This window comes from Nonomuraea sp. B10E15, from assembly GCF_039871615.1.
GTDB lineage: Bacteria > Actinomycetota > Actinomycetes > Streptosporangiales > Streptosporangiaceae > Nonomuraea.
The window spans coordinates 80,462-102,718 of record NZ_JBDPMB010000019.1 but is presented as its reverse complement, the minus strand read 5'-3'; the positions used below and the strand labels follow the sequence as shown (position 1 = coordinate 102,718).

General features: G+C 68.9%; 22 protein-coding genes and 2 riboswitches. Of the genes, 7 read left to right on the top strand and 15 right to left on the bottom strand.

What is annotated here, in order from left to right; genetic code table 11:
- Positions 1-3 precede the first annotated feature (3 nt).
- From cobO to ABGB14_RS37410, 5 genes are read right to left on the bottom strand one after another with little or no spacing between them, the layout of a single operon-like run.
- Positions 4-606: a cob(I)yrinic acid a,c-diamide adenosyltransferase gene (gene cobO, locus ABGB14_RS37430; protein ID WP_347648579.1), complete on the bottom strand. Its 603-nt coding sequence runs from the start codon at positions 604-606 to the stop codon at positions 4-6.
- Between the two features lies 1 nt (position 607).
- Complete coding sequence (locus ABGB14_RS37425; protein WP_347648578.1) at positions 608-2,668, bottom strand: VWA domain-containing protein; 2,061 nt, start codon at positions 2,666-2,668, stop codon at positions 608-610.
- Positions 2,665-3,219 (bottom strand): histidine phosphatase family protein, encoded by a 555-nt coding sequence (locus ABGB14_RS37420; RefSeq protein WP_347648577.1) that lies wholly within the window; start codon positions 3,217-3,219, stop codon positions 2,665-2,667. The genes ABGB14_RS37425 and ABGB14_RS37420 overlap by 4 nt, the downstream gene beginning before the upstream one ends.
- A gap of 5 nt (positions 3,220-3,224) precedes the next feature.
- Positions 3,225-3,992, bottom strand: coding sequence for a CbtA family protein (locus tag ABGB14_RS37415; RefSeq protein WP_347648576.1), 768 nt, complete (start codon positions 3,990-3,992; stop codon positions 3,225-3,227).
- A gap of 8 nt (positions 3,993-4,000) precedes the next feature.
- Entirely contained in the window at positions 4,001-4,189 is a 189-nt protein-coding gene (locus ABGB14_RS37410; RefSeq protein ID WP_138208152.1) for a CbtB-domain containing protein, read from the bottom strand.
- 30 nt (positions 4,190-4,219) lie between these two features.
- Positions 4,220-4,349, bottom strand: a riboswitch (cobalamin riboswitch).
- 77 nt (positions 4,350-4,426) lie between these two features.
- A riboswitch (cobalamin riboswitch) is annotated at positions 4,427-4,552 on the top strand.
- Positions 4,553-4,709: 157 nt separating this feature from the next.
- On the opposite strand from ABGB14_RS37410, the gene ABGB14_RS37405 reads away from it, so the two are divergent.
- The 4 genes from ABGB14_RS37405 to ABGB14_RS37390 all read left to right on the top strand — a co-directional run bounded on the left by ABGB14_RS37405 (position 4,710) and on the right by ABGB14_RS37390 (position 8,085).
- On the top strand, positions 4,710-5,708 hold the full coding sequence (locus ABGB14_RS37405; protein ID WP_347648575.1) for an ABC transporter substrate-binding protein: 999 nt from the start codon (positions 4,710-4,712) through the stop codon (positions 5,706-5,708).
- Entirely contained in the window at positions 5,705-6,766 is a 1,062-nt protein-coding gene (locus ABGB14_RS37400) for an iron ABC transporter permease (RefSeq protein WP_347648574.1), read from the top strand. Before ABGB14_RS37405 ends, ABGB14_RS37400 begins: the two co-directional genes overlap by 4 nt.
- Positions 6,763-7,557 (top strand): ABC transporter ATP-binding protein, encoded by a 795-nt coding sequence (locus ABGB14_RS37395; protein WP_347648573.1) that lies wholly within the window; start codon positions 6,763-6,765, stop codon positions 7,555-7,557. Before ABGB14_RS37400 ends, ABGB14_RS37395 begins: the two co-directional genes overlap by 4 nt.
- 216 nt (positions 7,558-7,773) lie before the next feature.
- Positions 7,774-8,085 carry a hypothetical protein gene (locus ABGB14_RS37390; RefSeq protein WP_347648572.1) on the top strand — a complete coding sequence of 104 codons (312 nt, stop codon included), beginning with the start codon at positions 7,774-7,776 and terminating at the stop codon, positions 8,083-8,085.
- Positions 8,086-8,425: 340 nt separating this feature from the next.
- Here ABGB14_RS37390 and ABGB14_RS37385 read toward each other — a convergent pair whose 3' ends face one another.
- The 6 genes from ABGB14_RS37385 to ABGB14_RS37360 all read right to left on the bottom strand — a co-directional run bounded on the left by ABGB14_RS37385 (position 8,426) and on the right by ABGB14_RS37360 (position 12,260).
- On the bottom strand, positions 8,426-8,707 hold the full coding sequence (locus tag ABGB14_RS37385) for a hypothetical protein (protein ID WP_347648571.1): 282 nt from the start codon (positions 8,705-8,707) through the stop codon (positions 8,426-8,428).
- Positions 8,708-8,817: 110 nt separating this feature from the next.
- Entirely contained in the window at positions 8,818-9,564 is a 747-nt protein-coding gene (locus tag ABGB14_RS37380; protein WP_347648570.1) for a TetR/AcrR family transcriptional regulator, read from the bottom strand.
- Between the two features lie 214 nt (positions 9,565-9,778).
- Positions 9,779-10,231 (bottom strand): hypothetical protein, encoded by a 453-nt coding sequence (locus tag ABGB14_RS37375; protein ID WP_347648569.1) that lies wholly within the window; start codon positions 10,229-10,231, stop codon positions 9,779-9,781.
- A gap of 157 nt (positions 10,232-10,388) precedes the next feature.
- Positions 10,389-10,979, bottom strand: a complete 591-nt coding sequence (locus ABGB14_RS37370) for a recombinase family protein (RefSeq protein ID WP_347648568.1) — start codon at positions 10,977-10,979, stop codon at positions 10,389-10,391.
- 382 nt (positions 10,980-11,361) lie between these two features.
- Positions 11,362-11,988, bottom strand: a complete 627-nt coding sequence (locus ABGB14_RS37365; protein WP_347648567.1) for a hypothetical protein — start codon at positions 11,986-11,988, stop codon at positions 11,362-11,364.
- A 14-nt stretch (positions 11,989-12,002) separates the two neighbouring features.
- Positions 12,003-12,260 (bottom strand): hypothetical protein, encoded by a 258-nt coding sequence (locus ABGB14_RS37360; protein ID WP_347648566.1) that lies wholly within the window; start codon positions 12,258-12,260, stop codon positions 12,003-12,005.
- Positions 12,261-12,715: 455 nt separating this feature from the next.
- On the opposite strand from ABGB14_RS37360, the gene ABGB14_RS37355 reads away from it, so the two are divergent.
- Positions 12,716-14,833 carry a DUF4158 domain-containing protein gene (locus ABGB14_RS37355; protein WP_347648565.1) on the top strand — a complete coding sequence of 706 codons (2,118 nt, stop codon included), beginning with the start codon at positions 12,716-12,718 and terminating at the stop codon, positions 14,831-14,833.
- A gap of 191 nt (positions 14,834-15,024) precedes the next feature.
- Positions 15,025-15,720 carry a GNAT family N-acetyltransferase gene (locus ABGB14_RS37350; protein WP_347648564.1) on the top strand — a complete coding sequence of 232 codons (696 nt, stop codon included), beginning with the start codon at positions 15,025-15,027 and terminating at the stop codon, positions 15,718-15,720.
- Positions 15,721-15,794: 74 nt separating this feature from the next.
- Here ABGB14_RS37350 and ABGB14_RS37345 read toward each other — a convergent pair whose 3' ends face one another.
- Together ABGB14_RS37345 and ABGB14_RS37340 are read right to left on the bottom strand one after the other, a co-directional pair.
- On the bottom strand, positions 15,795-18,035 hold the full coding sequence (locus ABGB14_RS37345) for a tyrosine-type recombinase/integrase (RefSeq protein WP_347648563.1): 2,241 nt from the start codon (positions 18,033-18,035) through the stop codon (positions 15,795-15,797).
- Positions 18,032-18,892, bottom strand: coding sequence for a site-specific integrase (locus ABGB14_RS37340; RefSeq protein ID WP_347648562.1), 861 nt, complete (start codon positions 18,890-18,892; stop codon positions 18,032-18,034). The genes ABGB14_RS37345 and ABGB14_RS37340 overlap by 4 nt, the downstream gene beginning before the upstream one ends.
- A gap of 101 nt (positions 18,893-18,993) precedes the next feature.
- On the opposite strand from ABGB14_RS37340, the gene ABGB14_RS37335 reads away from it, so the two are divergent.
- On the top strand, positions 18,994-20,076 hold the full coding sequence (locus ABGB14_RS37335) for a Tn3 family transposase (protein WP_347648666.1): 1,083 nt from the start codon (positions 18,994-18,996) through the stop codon (positions 20,074-20,076).
- A 181-nt stretch (positions 20,077-20,257) separates the two neighbouring features.
- On the opposite strand, the gene ABGB14_RS37330 is transcribed toward ABGB14_RS37335, so the two are convergent.
- Positions 20,258-20,902: a response regulator transcription factor gene (locus ABGB14_RS37330; RefSeq protein WP_347648561.1), complete on the bottom strand. Its 645-nt coding sequence runs from the start codon at positions 20,900-20,902 to the stop codon at positions 20,258-20,260.
- 12 nt (positions 20,903-20,914) lie between these two features.
- Positions 20,915-22,183: a sensor domain-containing protein gene (locus ABGB14_RS37325; RefSeq protein ID WP_347648560.1), complete on the bottom strand. Its 1,269-nt coding sequence runs from the start codon at positions 22,181-22,183 to the stop codon at positions 20,915-20,917.
- Positions 22,184-22,257 lie beyond the last annotated feature (74 nt).

The window sequence follows — 22,257 nt, the reverse complement described above, 5'->3', positions numbered from 1 at the left end:
GTACTACCACTCGATGCCCTTCTGGCCCTTCTGCCCGGCGTCCATGGGATGGCGTACCTTGACCATTTCCGTCACCAGATCGGCGGCCTCGATGAGCCGGTCGGGGGCGTCCCTGCCGGTGACCACCACATGCTGGCCTCCCGGCCTGCCGGTGAGCGTTTCCAGCACGTCGTCCAGGTCCAGCCAGCCCCACTTCAGCGGGTACGTGAACTCGTCCAGCACGTAGAAGCGGTACGTCTCGGCCGCGAGATCGCGCTTGATCTGCTCCCATCCCTCTCGGGCGTCGGCCGCGTGGTCCTCCTCGGAACCCGGCCGCTGGATCCACGACCAGCCCTCACCCATCTTGTGCCAGGTCACCGAGCCGCCCTCGCCGCTGTCGCCGAGCATCTTGAAGGCCCGCTCCTCGCCGATGCGCCACTTGGCCGACTTCACGAACTGGAACACCCCGACCGGCCAGCCCTGGTTCCAGGCCCGCAACGCCATCCCGAAGGCGGCCGTCGACTTGCCCTTGCCGGGGCCGGTGTGGACGATCAGCAGCGGCCTGGTACGCCGCTGCCGGGTGGTGAGACCGTCGTCGGGGACGATCGAGGGCTTTCCCTGCGGCATCTCAGACCGCCTTCCTGTAGTCACGGACGAGGCCGCCGAAATCGGCCAGCGCATCGAGAGAGACGAGCCGTGCCCGCAACCGGGACGCCAGCCTCACCGCCAGACCGAGCCGGACCGGCCCGCTCTCGCAGTCCACGACCACGCAGGCCGTGCCCTCCAGCAGGACGGCCGCCCGGTCCACGTCCCCGCCCGCCGTGACGCGCCCGTCGGTCACCAGCACCAGCAGCGGACGCCTGGCCGGGTCACGCAGCCGCTCCACGCGCAGCACGTCCGCCGCGCGCATCAGCCCCGCCGCAAGCGGGGTGCGCCCGCCGGTCGGCAGCGAACGCAACCGTGCCGCGCCCGCCTCCACCGACGAAGTCGGGGGCAGCGCCACCTCCGCGCCCGCACCCCGGAACGTGATCAGGCCGACCTTGTCGCGACGCTGGTAGGCGTCCAGCAGCAGGCTCAGCACGGCCGTCTTGACCGCGCTCATCCGCTTGCGCGCCGCCATCGAGCCGCTCGCGTCCACCACGAACAGCACAAGGTTGCCCTCCCTGCCTTCGCGCACCACTTCGCGCAGATCGTCCGTACGCAGCAGCAGCCCGGGGCCGGTGCGCCCACGCCCGCGCTGGTGGGGCGCCGCGGCCAGCATCGTCGCCGTCACGTGCAGGTCGCGCACCTGGCCGGAGGGACGGCGGGCGCCGGTGCCCCGGCCCTGCCGGGTCCGCGAGCGCGACCGCCGGCCGGCCGCCCCCTCGCCGATCCCCGGCACCTCCAGCAGCGGCACCCGGTGCGGAGCCCTTATGCCGGCCACCCGCACGCCGATGCCGGGCGTTGTCCCTCCCGCGTCCTCATCTCCCGGGTCCGGGAGGCCGCTGCCCGGCCGCCCGTCCACGGCGGGAGACTCCGGCCCCTTCGCGGCCTCCCCGGGGCTGCCCGGCGGCGGTCCCTCGCTCCCGCCCGGTGGAGGTGGCCGCTCGCTCCCACCCGACGGCGGTCCCTCGCTTCCACCCGGTGGCGGCCCGGCGGGACCTGCGCCGCCGCCGGGGTCGTCCGGGCCGTCGTCCTGAGACGTACGCTCCAGTAACTCGTCGAGCAGGGCCTCGTCCAGTCCCGGCGCGTCGAACGGGTCGCGCCGCCGCCGGTGTGGCAGCGACAGGCGGGCCGCCGCCCGCACGTCCTCGGTGGTCACTGTGTCCCGCCCCTGCCAGGCGGCGTGGGCGACGGCGGCGTTGGCCGTGACCAGGTCCGCCCGCAACCCGTCGACCTCGAACGCCGCGCAGACCGTCGCGATCTGCCTCAACCGGGCGTCCGGCAGCCGCACGCCCGGGACCCGGGCCCGCGCGCCCGCGATCCGGTCCGCCAGTGCCGACTCCTCCTCCGCCCAGCGCGCCGCGAACGCGTCCGCGTCGGCGTCGAAAGCCAGCCGCCGGCGGATGACTTCCGCGCGTTCCTCAGGGGCGCGGGACGCCTTCACCTCGACCGTCAGCCCGAACCTGTCCAGGAGTTGCGGACGCAGCTCGCCCTCCTCCGGGTTCATGGTGCCGACCAGCAGGAAACGAGCGGCGTGCCGGACCGACACCGACTCGCGCTCCACGTAACACCTGCCCAGGGCGGCCGCGTCGAGGAGGAGGTCGACGAGGTGGTCGTGCAGCAGGTTCACCTCGTCGACGTACAGCACACCGCGATGCGCGGCCGCCAGCAGGCCCGGCTCGAACGCCTTCACCCCCTCCGTCAGCGCCCGCTCCACGTCGAGCGAGCCGGCCAGGCGGTCCTCCGACGCCCCCACCGGCAGCTCCACCAGCGCAGCCGGGCGGCTCACGCCCCCGGCGCCGGGCTCGTGGGGGCCGTCCGGGCATTCGAAGTCGGGCGCGCCCGGATCGCAGGCGAACCGGCAGGCGGGCACCACGTCCACGGCGGGCAACTGGGCAGCCAGCGCGCGCACGATCGTGGACTTCGCGGTGCCCTTCTCACCGCGTACGAGCACCCCGCCCACCCGGGGCGAGACCGCGTTGAGCACCAGTGCCAGCTTCAGGTCATCGAGCCCGACGACGGCGCTGAACGGGTAAGTGACGATCAAAACAGAACCTTCCGGTTGACATGAGCCACCCGCCAGCCCTCCCGCGTGACGGCCAGCCCGGTGGTGGACAGAGGAGCCAGATCGAAACGGCCGGCACCCGGCGGGCCCAGCCCCAGGGCGTGCCCGAGCGCGGCCCGGATGGCGCCCGCGTCGCACACCACGACCCCGCCGGGCTCCTCCCGGACGGAGTCGAGCCAGGCTCCTACCCTGACCGCGAGTGCCGCCCTGCTCTCGCCGCCGTGCGGAGCCGCGTGCGGGTCGGACAGCCAGCTCGCCAGCTCGTCCGGCTCCTCCCGCACGACTTGCTCGTACGGCAGGCCGCGCCACCTGCCGCAGTCCGCCTCCGCGAGCGCCGGGACGACCCGCGCGTCCAGCCCGAGGGCAGCGGCGGTCTGCCGTGCCGCACGGGCGGGAGCGGCCCACGCGACCGTTGCGGCGACCGCCGGGCCGAGCACGGCGGCTCTGGCCAGATCCGCCGCGTCGGCGTCCTCGTCGGCCGGAAAGCGCACGGCGCGCATGCCCGGCGTCGTGGCGTGCCGGACGAACAGCACCCCGCTCAGCTCGGCGCGGCGGCGCTCAACGGTACGTCGCTCGTACGCCGCACCGCCCGCTCGCTCATCCAGCCGAACAGCAGGCCGAAGGCCGCCCAGAAGATGAGCTGGGTGCCGATCGAGGCGAGCCTGAACTCCCACAGCAGCGTGCCGGGGAAGCCGTCGGCCACCTCGTCGACCGTTGGCAACAGCGCCCAGGCGGCACCCACGGGGATGAGAAAGCCGATGACCGCCGCCACCCAGCGGGCCCACGGATCCGCGGTGACACGGCGGGCGGTGGCCACCGCGATCGCCGTCGCCGCCAGCCCGACGAGGATCATCACGAGGTAGAGCACCGTACGGCTGTTGATCGTCTCTGGGTCACCTACCGCCGGCGGGTTGGCCGGATACTTCACGAAGGGAACGAGGATGACCGCGACGAAGGCCGTTCCTGCCGCGGCGAGTGCCAGCAGCCCGTCGGAGCGCGGTCCCACCCGTCCGCGCAGGCCGGCGAACACGAGCGCGAACACGCCGCCCACGGCCAGCCCGTACAAGCCGGTGGCGAGGAAGAGCCCGGCCTTCTGCGCCGGCCTGCTGACCTCGGCCTCCTCGCCGTGGTTGTGCCCGGCCTCCTCGGCGGCGGGCGGCTCCGGTACCTCGGCCTGGGCCGCGGCCTCCTCCAGGGCGATCGCCGCATCGACGCGCGGCTCCCCGAAAGCGAAGGCGAATCCGCCCGCGATCAGTCCGGCCAGCAGCCCCACGAGCAGGCCTCTGACCAGGAAAGTGCGTACCATCCCGGCCCCTAGTGACAGGGCACGCCGAGCAGATGCCGCCCGTCGTGCATCAGCTCGTGCAGGAAGGCGCCCGTCTGGGAGACCGCGCCATTGTCCATCAGGACCAGGTAAGCGACGAGCAGCAGCACCGGCACCGCCAGCAGCCAGGGGCGCAGGCGTGGGAAGGGAATAGTGGACGGAGTGGTCAAACCACTCATACGAGCCTCCTCGGGGTGACGCGTCCCATAGCGAGGTCACGGCGGCCAAGCGACCTGGCTCCCGGGATCCACGTCCCGGATACAGTGGCGCGTCCGCACCGGCATCTCACCGGATTTCCCTTGGACAACCGTGAAATCTACCGGAACGTATCCTTTCCTCCCGTTCGCGTCAATGCACTCCAGCGGCCACCGGGCAAGGTGTGCGTATGAGACGATGCCGGACGTAGGCGACGGCGGAACGAGGAAGCCGGTGTGAATCCGGCGCGGTCCCGCCACTGTGATCGGTGAGCGAACCCCACGCAGGCCACTGCCCGTCAGGGTGGGAAGGCCGGGGCGAGCGTCGACCCGAGAGCCAGGAGACTCACGCGGTCGCCTCCTCGAAGAGATTGGGGCGGATCTCCCCAAGAGAGGACGGTGGTCGGCATGCCGCGAGCTCGGCATGACACTTTTCCCGCTGCCTGGCGTGCGGCCCTTCTCCAGCGATCCAGCCCTGTCATGCCGGTCAGGAAAGGTCCCGCCCATGACGAGCCGACGCTCGCTTCCCCTGTCGCTCATGGCGCTCGCCGTGCTGATCATCGGGCCGGTCGCCGGATGCGCCGATGCCCAGCAGGCCGCGCCACCACCGTCTGCCGAGACGTCCGCCGCCGGCTTCCCGGTCACCGTGACGAACTGCGGGGCGACCACCACGTACGAGCGTGCTCCGCAGCGGGCGGTCACGATGAACCAGCACGTCACCGAGATCATGCTGGCCCTCGGGCTGGAGACGTCGATGGCCGGCACGGCATTCCTCGATGACCGGATCCCGCAGGAGTACGAGACCGCCTACAACAGCGTCAAGGTCCTCGCCAAGGAGTACCCCTCGTACGAGTCGCTGCTGTCCGTCGAACCCGACTTCGTCTACGGCGGATTTCAGAGCGCCTTCGACGACAAGGAAGGACGAGGCCGCGCCACCCTGGCCAAGGCCGGTATCGACGCCTACCTCAACCTGGAAGCCTGCCCGTCCGGTCCGGTGACCATGGACCTCCTGGAGGAGGAGATCCGCACAGTCGGCCGGATCTTCGGCGTCAGCGACCGTGCCGAGCAGCGTGTCGCCGAGATGCGCGGCGTCCTGGACGGCGTCGAGACGAAGGTGGGCGAGGTCGAGCCGGTCAAGGTGTTCGTCTACGACAGCGGCGACAAGGCCGCCTTCACCGCCGGCGGCGCCGGAATCGGCAATGACATGATCACCCGGGCCGGCGGCGTCAACCTGTTCGCGGACCTGCCCAAGACGTTCGGTGACGTCTCCTTCGAGCAGGTCGCCGAACGCGCGCCGGAGGTGATCGTGATATACGACTACGGCGATCAGCCGGTGGCGGACAAGAAGAAGTTCCTGCTGAGCAACCCGGCGCTCAAGGACGCGCCCGCGATCAAGAACCAACGCTTCGCGGTGCTCCCGCTGTCGTCCACGCTGCTGGGAGTCAGGGCGCCGGAGGGCGTCGAGTCGCTCGCGGGCCAGCTCCATCCGGACCGCATCTCGTGACCGCGCCGGCGGAGGCCGCGCCTCCCCGGCTCCGCGCGCGCCTGCCGTACACGCTGGTCCTGATCCTGCTCGGCGCGGCGGTCCTGGCGGCGGCCACGGCCGGGATCGCGGCCGGGTCGGTCGCCCTGGCGGCCGGTGACGTGTGGGGCATCCTGCTGCACCGGATCGTGCCCGGGCTGATCGAGCCCACCTGGCCGGTCGTCAGGGAGACGATCGTGATGGACGTACGCGTGCCCCGCGTGCTGCTGTGCGGCATCGTCGGAGCCGGGCTGTCGGTGTGCGGGATGGCACTGCAGGCGCTGGTACGCAACCCGCTGGCCGACCCGATGTTGCTCGGCGTCTCGTCGGGGGCGAGCGTCGGCGCCGTGCTGGTCCTGGTTCTGCACATCGCGCTGTTCGGCGCGTTCTCGCTGCCGCTGGCCGCCTTCGGGGGCGCCCTCGCGGCGTTGACGCTGGTGTACTTCCTGGCCCGCTCCGGCGGGCGCATGACGACCGTGCGGCTGGTCCTGGCCGGGGTGGCGACCGCCGAGGTGCTCTCGGCCGTCGCCAGCTATTTCATCATCACCTCCAGCGACCCGCGCAAGGCCGAGTCGGCGATGCGCTGGATGCTGGGCGGCTTCGGCGGCACGTCCTGGGACCTCGTGGGCATTCCGGTGGCGGCGGTGCTGCTCGGCACCGTGGCGCTGCTCGGCGTGTCCCGCCCGCTGAACCTCCTGCTGGCCGGGGAGGAGGCGGCCGCCTCCATGGGAGTGAACGTGCACCGTTTCCGAGCCGGCCTGTTCGTGCTCGTCGCACTGGTGATCGGCGCAATCGTGGCGGTCAGCGGGTCGATCGGGTTCGTCGGATTGATGATGCCGCACGTGGTGCGCCTGCTGGTCGGCGCCGACCACCGCCGCGCCCTCCCGGCCGCTGCCCTGCTGGGCGCGGCCTTCCTGATCGCCGCCGACCTGGCGGCGCGGACCATGATCGCCCCCGAGGAGATTCCCATCGGTATTCTGACGGCGCTCGCCGGTGGCCCGTTCTTCCTGTGGCTCATGCGGCGAAGGGGGGCCCGGTGACCCCCGGCGAGCTGTGGGCCGAGAACGTCGGCGTGGTTGTGGGGGGACGCGCTCTGGTGTGCGACGTCAACCTGCACGTGCCCCCCGGCCAGGTGGTGGCACTGGTCGGCCCGAACGGGGCGGGTAAGTCTACGCTCCTGCGCACTCTCTACCGTGTCAGCCGCCCCACGTCAGGACGGGTGCTGGTGGACGGTGAGGACGTCTGGCGGATCGGCGCGAGGCGGCTCGCGAGGCGGCTCGCTGCCGTCATGCAGGAAACCCCCGGCGAGTTCGAGCTGACCGTGTACGACGTGGTGGCCATGGGGCGCAGCCCGTACAAGCGGGCCTACCAGGGCGACGACGCCGAAGATCGGCAGATCATCATGGGCGCCTTGGAAGCGCTGGACGTGACCGCGCTGGCGCACGCCTCGTTCGACCGGCTGTCGGGCGGGGAGAAGCAGCGCGTCCTGATCGCCCGTGCCCTCGCCCAGCGAACCGGCACGATCGTGCTCGACGAGCCGACCAACCACCTCGACCTGCGTCACCAGTTGGACGCCCTCCGGCTGGTGCGGGAGTTGGGCGTGACCGCCGTGATCGCGCTGCACGACCTCAACCTGGCCGCCGCGTTCTGCGACCGAGTCCACGTCATGGCCGGCGGCCGGGTGGTCGCCGCGGGGCCGCCCGCCCAGGTTCTCACCCCCGCCATGCTGGCCGAGGTCTACCACGTGGACGCCACGGTGACCTGCCACCCGAGCACCGGTATCCCGCAGATCAGCGTCATCCCCGATCCTGGCCGGAGGACCTTCCCATGACCGCGTTGCGCTCCGTCCCGTCCGTATCCGTCGTCGAGGCCCTGGCAGGCATCGCCGGCTTCGGCCCCTTCTCAGCCCTGCCCATCGGGCCCGCCGAGAGGCGATGGCCCGTCGCCGACGCCTACGCAGATGGACTGGCGTATCTCGTCACCGCCCGCGCGGCCCGCTACGACACGGGCGAGCTGCGCATCGCCGCCTCCATCGTGCAGCTCGGCCATGCCGCACGTCGTCGCCGCCCTGCTCGCGCTGCCGGCCGCCGCGGTCGAGCACGCCCTGGACCGAGCCGAGCCGCGGTTCTCGGTGTCACATGACTGGCCCACCGGCGTTCCGGCACACAGTGCCACCGGTCAAAAAATCTACAATGTAAAGGCGATCGGTCGTTACAAGATCAAAACCTACCGAAGAAGGCACGGGCTTCGCCCGTACTCATCAACCAAGACAGGCAAACCGCCGACCGCCGTTGAGGGGGCAGACCAAGTACGAGAGAAAGGGATAGTCATGTCCCTGACCTCGAACGGCTGGCTATGACAACGAGATGATGGCCGACACGATGCGCGGGCCATTCGTTGTGGTGGCGGGTCGGTGGTGTCTCCGGGAAGAGATTTGAAACGGGTACGACGGGCCCGCGGCGGGCTTGGTCAGCCGGTGGCGGACGCTGGGGCCTCCGGGGAGGATCGGACCGGATTTTGGCGCTGCGGAGTCGCTCTTGACGACGATTCGTGAAGACGGCCGTTTGCCCTGGTCGAGGTCCTTAGCGTGCCTGCTCGTGCCTCATATGGGGCATACGGAGGGGCAGGGCCGGAGGGTGCCGATGGCCCCGCCTGCCTCCTGAATCCCGGTTCATCGGTCCGACCCTCCGCGGTGGCGTTCAGCGCGGGATTGTCCAGTCCGGCGTCCAGGTCCCGGCGGCGCCATGGTCGGCGGCTGTGGCGAGGTGGCCGCGGAGGGTGGCCAGCGCGAGGTGGGGGTTGTCGCGGTGCCACAGGAGCGAGTGCGGGTAGACGGGCGTGGGGCCGATCACCGGGATGCGGCGCAGGCCGTAGCCGGCGGGCCAGATGAGGCGGGTCTGCTCGCCCATGAAGGTGGCCAGGGCTGGAGTGTGGGCGATGGTGTCGAGGAGCGCGTCGGAGCCGAAGTTGGGTCCGGTCACCTCGATGGTGAGGCCGAACCCGGCGACGAGGCCGTCGTACGTCCGCCGGCGCTACCTGACCCCGCCACAGCTGCGTCAGTAGGTCAGCGATCGTAGGGGGGTGATGCTCGCTAGCCACGGTCGATGAGCACTTGGACGCCGTCGAGGATGCGATCAAGGCCGAAGTCGAGTGGATCGAGCTCGGTGGAGGTGAATGCGCCGTCGGCGATCGCCTTGGTCAGGGCGGGGAAGCGATTGCTGTGGCGGTTGAGTAGTTCGCTGGTCAGGCGGCCCCATTCGCGGTTGTGGTCCTCGTCGAAGTCGGCCCGTTGCTGGGCGAGGTTGCGTACCTGCCCGGCGATCAGCAGGAAGACCTGGTGGCGTTGGCCGGCGGTCAGGCCGGTGGGTTCCAGGGCGGCAAGTGCGGCGTCCATCCAGGCGAGCTGGTGGGGGCCCATGATCTGCCGGCGCATGGCGGTGGCGGCCAGCAGCCAGGGGTGGGCCTGGTAGACCGCCCACTGGCGGTGGGCCCACGCGGAAAGCCGGGGTCGCCAGCCGGAGCCGGCGGCCGACAGGTCGGGAGGTTCGGCGAGGACGGCTTCCACCATCAATTCGACGAGTTCGGTCTTGCCGGGCACGTAGCGGTACAGGGCCATGGCCGAGACGCCGAATTCGGCGGCGACCTTGTTCATCGAGACGGTCTCCAGCCCTTCGGCGTCGGCGAGGGTCACGGCGGCTTCGGCGATGCGCTGGGGGGTGAGGCTGGGCTTGGGGCCGCGGGCGGGCTGGTCCTGTTCGCCCCACAGCAGTGCAATGCCCGTCGGCAGGTCGCGCGCCTTCTTGTCTTTGTTCTCGCGCGGCTTGGCTGCCCTGGCCATGGTCGCTCCCCTTGGTGAGGTCTTCGCGGACGTCGGTTGACACCCTCCCACAACTGTATATAGCGTAAACGCGCTTGTTACTGCTATAAACAGTTTAAGGAAGTAGCAGATGCTTGGCATCGCCATCGCCGCAACCGCCACCGCGGTCATCACCGTCCCCGCCGCAGGCCTGCTCGGCTACCGCCAGCTCAGGCGCACCGCCCACGCCAAACGACTACGCATCACCAGCCCGCACGGCATCGAGGAATCCGGGTTCGTCCGCATCGGCGGCATCGACCAGTGGGTGACCATCCGCGGCGAAGACCGCCGCAACCCGGTGGTCCTGGAACTCCACGGCGGCCCCGGCGCCACCAACCTGATCTTCGCCTCGCGCACCCGCTCCTGGGAGCGGCACTTCACGATCGTGCGGTGGGACATGCGCGGCGCTGGCAAGACCTTCGCTCACGGCGGACCCGACGGGCAGGGCGACATGAGCCTGCAGCGCCTTGAGCGCGACGCCCTGGAGGTCACCCAGCACATCCGCGCCCGGCTCGGCGTCGACAAAGTCGTGCTGCTCGGCTGCTCCTTCGGCTCCATCGTCGGGCTGCGCCTGGCCCGCAACCACCCGGAGCTGTACTGCGCCTACGTCGGCACCGACCAGAACATCAACGCCGGCGGCCGCGACCACACCGCCTACCGCGCGCTGCTGGACCGGCTCGGCGCGGCCGGCAAGCGCAAGGAATTGGCCGCCGTCACCACGATGGGCGCGGACAGGTCGTCCTGGGGCCCCACTCGGGTTCGAGCGACCAGCCCCAAAGTAGCTCTCTGTAATCGCCGCTACGGCCTCAGGGAGTCGGGGGCCGGTCGGTGGAATTGCCCTCGGCAGCGGCTGCGAGGGTTTTGTGGACGACGCCGACGGAGACCTTCACCCCGGCGGCGATGGTCCGGATGGATTCCCCTCGTCGGCGACGGTCGAGGATCGCGGCTCGTTTGTCGTCGTCGACCGCAGGGCGGCGGCCTCCAACCTTGCCTTGCTTGCGGGCGGTCTCCAGGCCGTTCTTGGTCTTGCGGACGATGTCGCGGCGCCGGTCCTCGGCCAGGGCGAGGGCTAGGTCGAGGATGAAGGAGCGTTCGGTGTGCTCGCCGGCGCCGATGCCCTCCAGCACCTTGACGCCGATGCCCCGCTGGAACAAGTCGTTGAGGACGATCAGTCCTTCAAGGAGATTGCGGCCAAGCCGGTCGACCTCCTGGACGGTCAGCAGGTCGCCCTCGCGGATGTAGGACAGCGCGGTGAGCAGATCGGGCCGGTCCTCGGTGGCGAGCTTGCCGCTGGCCTTCTCCTCGATGACCTTCAGGCAGATCGGATCGAGGGCGTCGTGCTGCCGCTGGGTCTTCTGCTTGTCGGTGCTGACGCGGACCAGTCCGATGAGCGCCATCGCGAAGCACCTCCGTTCATCAAACGTCACGTGCGAGGCATCTGAACGGTAGCAGGGGACGTCGGAAGATGAACGGCAAAATGAACACCCGAACCGGACACGGCGCACCGAGGTCCCCGTTCGGCCGGGTGTCCTCGGTTGCGTTCGTCAAACGCTCGTTTGACGAACGCGCCCGACACGGTGTTCCCGGACACTCAAGATGAGAACGAACGCGTCATCCGGCGTGAGGATGTGGCGGTATGCGAAGACCCGGCAGCGTGAGGCTGACGGGGTCTTGGTGTGCAGGTTGGCGACTTCGTGCGCACTTTGCCGCTGCGCCTGCCCTATGTTGAGGCAAGATCTCGTCGGCGAGCCCGCGTTCGAGCCTGTTGAAGATCTCGCTCTATGGGTGATCCGGCCAGCATGGGACCGACTGCTGAGCGGCGAACTCGATGGCGGCGCCGTCGAGTTCGGCGACGCTCAGTTCGATGCCGCCACCGGGCCATTCCACGCCGAGTTCGAAGGGCTCGGCGGGCGGCAGAGGCCATAGCCATAGTTTCATCGTGTTGTGCCCCAGGTGGGGGGCTGAACCGTGCAGTTGGTCACCGGTGGGTTGCCAGCTGAGAAGGGGATTCGATGGCCGACCATCCTCGCTGAAGCGCACCACCTTGCCCCTGTTGAGGAGGGTGCTGACTTTGGTGCCATCGGCATAGCGCACGCCGAGGCGCATCATCGTGGCCGGCGACGGCTCGGGGTGCAGGGCAGTGGGGTGGATGGATGAGCGGAGGTCGGAGAAGGCGCTGGCGGAGAGGTCGCCCTGCCGTAAGATGATCTCCAAGTCCAGGAGGCAGCCAGTTCGATATGACCGGATCATCGGCAAGGCGATGGCGATGTTCGGGGTGCGGGCCAGGATCAGACTGGTTGTCACCACGACGCCCGTCTCGTCGGTGGGCGGAGCGATCCAATCGGGGAGTTTCGGCTCCGGTGGAGGAGCCGATTCGTCCAAGTTTGAGCGTGGTTCGAAGAACATGACCTCACCGTAGATCACTCCGCAGCGATGACTTCGTTAACGGCGGTGCGGGTGGCGGACTCGTCGACGATAGCCTCGTCGGCGGCGAAGGTGGCCAGCAGCGCCTGGAGCGCGAGGTTGTTGATGGCGCGGGGATAGCCGCGGCTGGTGTTATGGAGCAGCGAGGCGGCGTCCTCGGTGAACAGCGGGTCGGAGCGGCCGGTGAGGGCGACGTGATGGGCCAGGTAGGCCGCGATCTCCTGCCCTGACATGCCGTTCATGTGGTAACGCACGGCGATGCGCTGGTCGAGCGTTATCTTGAGCTCTTAACTTGATCATGGTGTTGACGTGCGCAGCCGCGTCGAGGACACGTCGCCGACGCGACCGATGGCGGGTTGTGGACACGAAGATCAGCAGGGCCCAATCGTTACTGAAGAGCGCTGCCCGGTCGGTTCATCAGGCTGATCTTCGGAGGGCGATGGGACGCGACCCTGCCCGAGGGCGTACACGAGTCGCCTGCGAAGTCGCTGATTCTCTCGGCATCGATGTTGCTGGTGGGCCGAGGGAACAGCAGCGGGCTGTTGGGCCAGCGCTCGCCGACGCGGTCTCGCTGGGGTCCCGGTAGCAACGGAGCAGAATCCAACGAACCCGCCTCTGACCTGGTGTTATTTGAGTTGAGGAAACGCCTGTCGATCTTTGCTACTACGGTTCGTACTGGTTTCGGTGCGGTTGTGGAGGTTGGTGGGCGTTGGCGGTTCAGTTCTTCTCCGACGAGCAGATGGAGCGGCTTCGCTCGTATCCGGACATCGGCAGGGAGGAGTTGATTAGGTTCTTCACGTTGACACGGAAGGATCTGGGGTTCATCGACAACTTAAGCCGGGGCGGGGGCAGGGGTTCGGCGGCGCGCTTGGGTTTGGCGGTGCAGCTGTGCACCTTGCCGTGGCTGGGGTTCGTACCGGACGACATCCGGTCGGTGCCGCAGGCGGCGGTCCAGCGGCTGGCGAACCAGCTGGCGGTGTTTCCGGGAGCCCTGGAGCAGTACGGGCGGCGGGCGCAGACCCGTAGCGATCATTTGAAGCTGGGCCTGAAGTACCTGGGCTGGAAACCGGTTCCGACCAGGGGCGAGACGCTCAAGGAGCTGGAGCAGTTCCTGCTGGACCGGGCGATGGAGCATGACACGCCGTCGCTGCTGTTCCACCAGGCGGCCGAGCATCTGATCAGCTCGAAGGTGGTCCGGCCCGGTGTGGTCGTGTTGATGAAGATGGTCGGGTCGGCGCGTAACGCGGCGGGGGCGTTGACGTCGGAGAAAGTCGATCATCTGTTGACCGGGCCGATGCGGGCGGATTTAGACCGGCTGCTGGTGCACGATCCGGAGATCGGAACGACCCGGCTGGCGTGGCTGACGACGCCCGCGGTGGAGGCGACGCCGACGTCGATCAAGTTAGCGATCGGCAAGCTGATGTACCTGCGCGCGATGGACGCGCATCTGCTGGATCTGTCGATGCTGCCGCGGGAGCGGCGCCGGTTCCTGGCCACGTTGGGCCGGCGCTCGACGGTGCAGGGGCTGGAGCGGCGCGGGGAGCGCCGCCATCCGATCCCGCTGGCGCTGGTCGCCCAGTCCGCGGTCGACCAGCTGGACGAGGTCATCGCGTTGTTCGACCAGGCGGTGTCGGCGCGCGAGTCCCACGCCAAGGCCAAGACTGACGCCGCCCTGGCGGAAGGGGCTAAGAAGGGCGAGGCCCGGCAGTTGCTGATGGATGTGATCCTGCCGGTACTCATCGATCCCGCCATCGCCGACGAGCAGGTCGGCGGGATGCTGCGGGAGCGGATCGGGATGAACAAGCTCCGGGAGGTCGCAGCGGTGAGCTGGAGGCCGCTGCCCAGGGACCACGGCCGTCTGGCGGCGCTGGAGGCGTCCCACACCTACCTGCGGAAGTTCACTCCCAGGGTGCTGGAGGCGATCGACTTCCAGGGCGGGCCCGGCACCGCTGACTTGATAGACGCGGTCGCCATCCTCAAGGACTTGAACCGGACCGGAGGCCGGAAGGTTCCCGCCGAGGCGCCGACGTCGTTCGTCCCGGCTCGGTACGCCGACTACCTGGCCAAGGCCCGCAAGAGCAGAGACGACACCGCGTTCCGGCACTACTGGGAGATCTGCACCATCCTCGCGTTGCGCGACGGCCTGCGGTCGGGGGATGTGTTCGTGCCAGGCTCGCGCCGCTACGCCGACCCCGGCACCTACCTGTTCACCCCCGAGCAGTGGCAGGCCAAACGGGCGGAGTTCTGCCACCTGGTCCGCAAACCCGCCGACGCGTCCGAGGCGATCGAGCAGGTCAAGGACGAACTCCACCAGGCCCTGGAGGACCTCGAAGAGACCCTGGCGAGCGCCGCCCCCAACGACGTCGGCGCGGTCCGGCTGGACGAGGCTGGGCAGCTCGTCATTCCGCCGCTGTCGGCAGAGGACATCCCGGCCGAGGCCAAGGCGCTGCGGGAGGAATTGTCGGGCATGCTGCCGTTCGTGCCGATCGCCTCGCTGCTGATCGAGTTGGACGCCCGCACCCACTTCCTGGACTGCTTCACCCATGCCGGCGGCCGCAAGACCAAGCTGTCGATCGAGCAGAAGCGCAACATCCTCGCGGTCTTGATCGCTGGCGCCACCAACCTCGGGCTCACCCGCATGTCCGAGGCGTGTGGCGTCTCCTACGACACCCTCGCCTGGACCCAGGAGTGGTACGTGCGGGAGGAGACGCTGCGCGAGGCGAACACCATCCTGGTCAACCACCACTACAAGCTGGAGCTGGCCAAGAAGTTCGGTGGCGGCACCATGTCCTCCTCCGACGGGCAAGTTATGGCGAATAAGCGGTAACGATTCTTGGGGACCTGCGCGTTTCTAGGGCTTGTCGAGCGGTTCGGAGCAGATCCCCGGGCATAAATGGGTTGGTCTTGTGCCTTGCCAGCAGGGATCATCGGCGAATGTCGCGGAGTTCCTTGGATCGAGCGCGCCAGTTGTGGGCGGACTTGGCTCGTGTCCCTGCCACGTTTCCCGAGCGTGGAGGCGTGAGTGTGGTGGTCTCGCCGAAATCGTGGATGTGCCCACCGGGGTGGACGGGCGTCGTCGCGTTGAACGGAGCGATCTTGGCAACGGTGCCCAGCGCTGACCTGGTCGAGCCGGTGCAAGGCGCGCTGATCCGCCACCTCGCCCGAGCCAGTATTGATCTTGCTCTGCTCCCGCCTCAGCTGCCCGTCCTCGACCTCTTGGGCCCGGCGACGCTGGCATACCTCGAGGCTGAGGATTTTGTTGCCGCTCACACCGATGCCGAGGTCGAAAGCCTGCCGGTGGGTCATCACGATGTTCGCGAGCTGGTGGCCTCGGTGGACAAAGTCGAAAGCCTGCCGGTGGGTCATCACGATGTTCGCGAGCTGGTGGCCTCGGTGGACAAACAGGACGCAGACGAGTGCACTCTGGAGGAGATCACTTCCGAGGCCTTTGTGATCCGCGAAGGGCGGAAGGTGGTCGCCGCCGCCGGATATCAACAGTGGCTGAGTATGGCGGCGCATGTGTCCGTCTTGACCGCTCGGGAGCATCGTGGTCGTGGCCTGGCTCGCCGGGTGGCCTCGGCGGCGGTAGCCGACGCATTGGCGAGCGGGTTGTTGCCGCAGTGGAGGGCGCGGCCGGAGCCGTCGCGACGGGTCGCCCGAGCACTCGGTTTCCGAGAGTTCGGCTCGCAGATCAGCATCCACCTCCGGTGTTGACTGGCATGTGTCCACCACGTCGCCCAGGTGTCGGCGAGAAGCGTTCGGTGGCGGAGCGGCTGCTCCCTTCCAGGTCATTGCGGGTCCCTCCGCAGGCTGTCGTGCAGAACGGTCAGAGGGATGAACGCCGGTTGGGCACCGAGATCCTTGGGAGTCGGACCGGCTGGCGTCGGGACATCGGCTAGGCGTTCAGCCAGCGCGGCAACGGCGTCCCGATCTCCTTCCAGCGCCTGACGCTCCTCCTCGGTGAGCTCCATCTGTTCGAGCATCTGGTCGATGCCGTCCTTGACCGCCAGCAGTTGGCCGCGGTGGCTGTCTTTGGGCAGGTAGAACGGGCAGCGAGCGCAGGCCAGGCGATGCGGGCACTTGGCGAAGAAGTCGTAACTGCAGTAGCCATCGCCCAGGTCGTAGTACTTCCAGGGCTGGCCGTCGTTCGCGGCGGCACCGGTGAGGATCGCGTCGCGGTCGATGAGGACCTGGATGGTCCGGACGTTGCGGGCGAAGTAGTCGGCGCGCTGGTAGGCGGCAGTCAGGGTGCGTTGCAGGATCGCTGCGTAGTGGCGGGTGCTGGCCGGATGCTTGTGCCCGAGCCACTGTTGGAGATCGGCTAGCGAGAGTGGCTCACGGGCGTTCAGAAGCTGAGTGGCGATGGTGGCTCGTGCCCGGTGACTGGTCAGGGCCCCGCGGGAGTCCGTTTCGGGGATGCCCGCCTTGGCGCAGAGCAGAGGGATGAGCCGGTCGTTGAGGTAGCTCCTGCCGATGAGCAGGCCGCGGACGCAGAACAGGTGTTGACGCTTGCGTCCGGTCTTGCGGTCGGTGATGTCGGGTTGCGGCAAGCGCACGGCCTTCCATGCCTCGATGAGCTCGCCGACGATCGGGTCGACGGGTTTGGAGAACGGTCCGGAGGTCTTGTTCTGCGGGACTTTCAGCAGGCAGATGCGGAAGGGCTCGCCGGTGCGGTCGTCGCTGCCTTGGTCCCAGGTGATGCAGTCGAGTTCCAGGCGCTGGATTTCGTTGATCCGGCAGCCGGCGAACAGCCAGACGCCGATCAGAGCGCGCACCATCTCGAGGGGGTAGTAGCCGGCGTGGTAGGCGGAGGAACGCCGTGCGGGGTCGCCGGGGGGACGGAGGTCTTCGGTGGTGAGGGTCAATCCGGCGGCCATCAGCTTGGCCCAGGCGGCGTCGTCGATGATCCGCGGGTTGGGGTTGAGGCCGGCGCGGATGGACAGCGGCAGGCTGAAGACCTGACGTGGATCGAACCTGGGTGTGATCCACTCCCAGTCGATGAGCTCGCAGAAGTAGCTGCGGATGTTGTCGATGCGCTGGGCCTTGCCGGTCGCGGTCAGCTCTTCGCCGTGGCGGACCCGGTTGCGGTTGTGCCCCGCCCATTGGCCGACTCGGGCGTGCAGGGTGTCGGCGACGTACTCGGCGGCGATGTCGCGTGTCCAGTCCTGCGGGCTGACGGCTTCGGGGTGCTTGTCGGCGGCCCAGCGGCCGGCGGTGAGAACGTGGACGAAGCGCGATTCGACGGTTTTCGGCTCATGGGTGGCCAGCTTGCGCCAGCGCAGCACCCAGTCTCGCCACTCGGCAGGGACGGAGGCCAAGGTCTCCTGTCGCGGCCCTTTCAGGTGCGAGTTCGCCGTCAGTGGCCGCGAGATCAGTCCGTGGTGGGCCAGGACCCGGGAGATGGGGAACATGGTTCGGCGCCGGGAGACATGGGCGGAGTTGTCTTGGACCAGCCGCTCCAGCAGCTCGACGGTGACGTCCTTCAGGTGCGGGCTGCCGCTGCTGAGCAGCACGTCCAGCAGCGCGTTGCGCAGGACATCACGTTGGTATGCCGGAGAGATTCCCCATTGGGTCAAAGTCGTGGTGACCTCCCGCACCGCCGTTTCGACGGTGCCAGGGCCGAAGACGAGGTCGGCCAGTGTGCCCAGCCGGGTGAGACCGATCCGCTGATGCAGCCGTCGGTGTCCACCCAGCAGGTAGCCCAGCGCGGTCAGAGGGAAGCGGTAGTTGCCGGAGCGCTCCTGGCTGATCAACTCCGCCCAGATGTCTTCTTCCCAGCTCCAGTAGGGGCTCTGAAGGTGATGGGTGTGTTCCAGGATCATGTTGCGGGCGCGCCTGGCCGTCTTGTCCGGCCAGCCGGTGGAGACGGCTGTGATGGGTTCGATGAGACGGCTCAGGTCGCTCGCCTCAGCGAAGTGCCTGCCGGGCTGCGGGCGCGACATGCAGCTGGCCAGCGCGACGCGTTCGCCGGTCGTCAGGGTCGTGGCAGGCTCGGGCCGTCGTGCTTGGGCTGAGCTGATGGGCGTCATGACGGCACCACCAGCCCGGCCAGCAGGCGCTCTCGCTCTGCTTGGATCGATGCGGTTGCGCGGCGGAGCTTGCTGGCCAGTTCCCGGCCGCTGAGATGGATGTAAGTCATGGTCGTGGCCAGGTCCCGGTGGCCGGCGTACTGGGCGATCTGGTCGATGGTCCACTCGGCCCGGGCGAGGTCGGTCAGACGCAGGTGCCGGAAGGTGTGCGTGGTCAGCTGGCGGAGTCCGGCCTGCTCGCCGATCGCCGTTACGATCTTTGACCAGCTCGACGGCCCTAATGGCATCCCGAAGTTGCGGCGTGAGGCGCTCAGCAGCAGGCGGCCGTCCCGCTTGCCGAACAGGCCGCGCCGCTCGGCCAGATAGGCGACGAACAAGCGGGCGGTGGCCGTGCCGAAGGCCACCTGTCGTGATCGGTGAGACTTGGTCGTCTGCGCGCGAAGCCGGATCAGACCGTAGGCCGGCTCGAAGTCACCGAGTTCCAGCTGTATCAGTTCTTCACGGCGCAGCGCGCCGTCGTAGGCCAGCGCGACCATCAGTCGGTTGCGGAGCGGCTGGGCTGTGGTGGCGACCAGGATGGATTGCCAGGCGGCCTCGCTGGGAATCCACGGTGCCTGCTCGACGCGGCGCACCAGGCCCTGCCGGGCCCGACCGCCGTGCCGGGAGGAGTGCCCGCGCCGGACCGGGTTGCGCTCGCGCAGCCCGTCCTCGACGAGGAACTCGTAGAAGGATCGGACCGCGACGACGCGTTGCTGGATCGTCGCATTCGACAGCCCGGCCGCGGTGTCCAGGAACGACGTTGGCGCCCCTCGCGCTCGGGCGTTGTCGCATGTCGCCGATCCAGGCCGCCACCCCATCGGCTTTGATGGTGAGCGGGTCGGTGCCGATCAAGGAACAGAACCGAAGGTGGTCCTCAAGCGCCCTGCCGTAGGCGTCGATCGTGTTCGGGGCACGCCCGATGTTCGCGGTGAACTCCAGCCATCGGCGGGCTTCGCCATGCTCAGCGACCCGCGGGTACTTCTCCCACTTGACGTCCATGGCGCAGCAAAGTAGCCACACCAGATTCCACATAAGGCAGCGCTTCCCTGTCCGAGGCAAGAGCTTGACGGCCCGGGACATGACCATCCACGGCGGGAAGGTCCTGTCGACCTACACCCACGTCTCCGACCAATGGTCGACGTACGGGACGAAGCAGATCGTGCCGACCACCCGCGAAGGCCACTACACCCTGGACGAGCTGCTGGGCAATGAGACCGATCTGCCGATCCACGAGCACGCGACCGATACCCATGGCGCCACGCTGGTCAACTTCGGGTTGTTCGACCTGGTCGGTAAGGTCCTCACCCCCCGGATGCGCGATCTCGGCAGGATCACCATGCTGCGGGTCGACACTCCGGCAGCGACGAACGCGCTCTACCCGCACGCCGGGCCGCTGCTGGCCGACCGGTGGAACGAGAACCTGATACACGAGTGTTACTCCGACCTGCTGCGAATGGGCGGATCATTGAAGTTCGGAGAGGCGACCGCCTCGCTCATCGTCGGGAAGTGGTCGGCCGCCTCCCGGCAGAACACCCTGGCAGCGGCGTTGAAGGAATGGGGGCGGATGCAGCGCACCGTCCACGCCGCCCGCTACCTGTCCGACCCCGTCTACCGGCGCAAGATCTCCCGGCAACTCAACAAAGGCGAGTCCCTGCATGCCCTGCGCCGCGATCTGCACTACGCCCAGCAGGGCACGATCGTCCGCACCCAGCTGCAGGACCAGACCGAGCAAGCATGGTGCCTCACAATCTTGACGAACGCGGTCATCACGTGGACGACCGAGTATTACGGCATGGCGATCAAGGAACTGCGTGGCCAGGGCCGCGAAGTTCCCGACGAACTGCTGTCGTTCATCGCCCCCGGCCACCGTGAGAACATCAACTTCTTCGGGTTCATCACCGTCGATATCGAAGCCGAGCTCGCCAAGCTCATCGAGGGGTGGCGGCCCCTGCGCCCGACCAGAGTCCACGACGCGGGCCTGCCCTTTCTGCTCAACCCGTGACCCCGCTGCTCAGCGAACGGTCCGATCAGAATGTCACCCCGCCCGAACCACACCCCTGCTGGCCGACCTCGATGGCGTGCTGAGGCCATGGCCACAGTGGCCAGTTCTCACGCGACCTCGGCGCCGTGGGACGCCTTTGACGCTGAAATCCCTATCCGCGCTCCCGCGCGGGTGGGCATGGTCAGGCCTGCAGGTAGTGCAGGACGGCGAGTACCCGGCGGTGGTCGTTGTCCGACGGAGAAAGGCCGAGCTTGGTGAAGATCTGCGTGACGTGTTTCTCCACCGAGCCGTACGACAGGAACAGCGCGGCGGCGATGGCGTTGTTGGAACGCCCTTCCGCCATCATGGCCAGCACCTCACGTTCCCTCGGGGAGAGCGTGCCCAGGGCTTCCGTGCGCCGGCTGGCTCCCATGATCTGGGTGACGACCTCGGGGTCGAGGACGGTCTGCCCGGCCGCGATCTGGTCGAGCGCGGCCAGGAAGTCCTTGATGTCGGCGACGCGCTCCTTCAGCAGGTAGCCCACGCCATGGGCGCCGTCGGCGAGCAACTGGGTCGCGTAACGCGTCTCGATGTACTGGGAGAACACCAGCACGCCCACCTCGGGGTGATCACGGCGGATCTGGATCGCGGCTCGCAGGCCCTCGTCGGTGTGGGAAGGCGGCATGCGTACGTCGACCACGGCGATGTCGGGACCGTGTTCCGCCACGGCGGCCAGGAGCGCGTCGCCATCGCCCACGGCGGCCACCACCTCGTGGTCGCGGGAGGTGAGCAGCATGCACAGGCCCTCCCGGAGCATCGCGGCGTCCTCGGCGATCACGATGCGCATGCACTGCTCCGTTCAGATGTGCAGGGGGAGTTCGACTGTGATCACCGTAGGTCCTCCGGCCGGGCTGTGAATGTCGATCATGCCGTCCAGCGTCTGAACCCGGGCGGCCAGTCCGCGTAATCCGGATCCGGTGCCGATCGCCGCGCCGCCGGTGCCGTCGTCGCGCACCCGCAGGGTCAGCAGTCCATCACGTACCCGTACCTCGATGGCGGCGTGCCTGGCGCCGCTGTGCTTGACCACGTTGGCGAGCAGTTCCGTCGTGCAGAAGTAGGCGATGGCCTCGATGACGGGAGCCGGTCGCTCGGGCAGGTCGGCTTCGAACCGGGCGGGGATCGGGCTCCGTGCGGTGAGCGTGGCCAGGGCGACCTCCAGCCCTTGGTCGAGTGCCGGCGGGTGGATGCCGCGGATCAGGTCACGCAGCTCGGCCACGGTCTCCTTGGCGCTGCGGTGCGCGCTGTCGACGAGGACGCGGGCGCGCTGGAGCCGTTCGGGCTGGGCGGCCTGCTCGAGCTCGTCCTGGGCCATGCCCAGGCTCATGGCCAGCGTCACCAGCCGTGCCGCCGTCCCGTCGTGCAGGTCCCGCTCGATCCGGCGGAGCCTGGCGATCGCGTCCTCTGCGGCCAGCGCTCGTGCCTGCTCCAGTCGGCGGATCCGGGTGTCACCTGGCGCGGGCCCGAGCAGCGTACGGGCGAGCATGCGCTCGGGGGCCAGGGCGAGGTGGACACCCCACGGGGCGAGGAGCAGCAGCGCCAGTCCGGCGGCGCTCACCAGCGCCGCAACCGGCCAACTGGGGGGAGACAGGTGCACCAAGACAGAGGACTGCCCCCACAGGGGGCAGCCGAGCAGAAGCAGGCCGCCTCCCCACAACCCGGCGGCGGCCGCGCAGGCGACCACGGCCGCCGGCAGCCGGAGCAGGCCATGGATGATGGCGCGCCATCCCGTCGCGTCACCGAGTGCCGAGCCGAGCCGATTCAGCAGCCCCGGCCTGGTACGGAACGGCGCGGGATCGGGCACCCGCACCCCGGCCCACGCTCGTGCCAGCCGTCGATTGGCCGTGCCGAGCCCTCTGGCCACTCTCACGCTCAGGGCCAGCATCGGCACTCCGACGAAATTCGCCGCCAGCATGACGCTCAGCAGCACGAGAACGAGATGGACCAGGCCGGCTCCCACCATGAACGGCAACATCAGCGCGTAAGCGAGCTCACACCATGCCCGCCTTTTCAATGGAGCCGTGATCAGCACCGGCCACAGGCCGGAGCCGCTCTCTGCTTGCTTGCCCACGCTCCTCCTCACCTGACGCCATCTTGCGGGTGATCACGGCCACACGCCGTACAGCCTGGCGGACACTCACCCAC

Coding starts and splice junctions, on each gene's coding strand:
- cobO (WP_347648579.1), bottom strand. CDS start 606: ATGCCGCAGGGAAAGCCCTCGATCGTCCCCGACGACGGTCTCACCACC.
- ABGB14_RS37415 (WP_347648576.1), bottom strand. CDS start 3,992: ATGGTACGCACTTTCCTGGTCAGAGGCCTGCTCGTGGGGCTGCTGGCC.
- ABGB14_RS37410 (WP_138208152.1), bottom strand. CDS start 4,189: ATGAGTGGTTTGACCACTCCGTCCACTATTCCCTTCCCACGCCTGCGC.
- ABGB14_RS37405 (WP_347648575.1), top strand. CDS start 4,710: ATGACGAGCCGACGCTCGCTTCCCCTGTCGCTCATGGCGCTCGCCGTG.
- ABGB14_RS37390 (WP_347648572.1), top strand. CDS start 7,774: ATGCCGCACGTCGTCGCCGCCCTGCTCGCGCTGCCGGCCGCCGCGGTC.
- ABGB14_RS37380 (WP_347648570.1), bottom strand. CDS start 9,564: ATGGCCAGGGCAGCCAAGCCGCGCGAGAACAAAGACAAGAAGGCGCGC.
- ABGB14_RS37370 (WP_347648568.1), bottom strand. CDS start 10,979: ATGGCGCTCATCGGACTGGTCCGCGTCAGCACCGACAAGCAGAAGACC.
- ABGB14_RS37365 (WP_347648567.1), bottom strand. CDS start 11,988: ATGTTCTTCGAACCACGCTCAAACTTGGACGAATCGGCTCCTCCACCG.
- ABGB14_RS37345 (WP_347648563.1), bottom strand. CDS start 18,035: ATGACGCCCATCAGCTCAGCCCAAGCACGACGGCCCGAGCCTGCCACG.
- ABGB14_RS37340 (WP_347648562.1), bottom strand. CDS start 18,892: ATGGGGTGGCGGCCTGGATCGGCGACATGCGACAACGCCCGAGCGCGA.
- ABGB14_RS37335 (WP_347648666.1), top strand. CDS start 18,994: ATGTTCGCGGTGAACTCCAGCCATCGGCGGGCTTCGCCATGCTCAGCG.
- ABGB14_RS37330 (WP_347648561.1), bottom strand. CDS start 20,902: ATGCGCATCGTGATCGCCGAGGACGCCGCGATGCTCCGGGAGGGCCTG.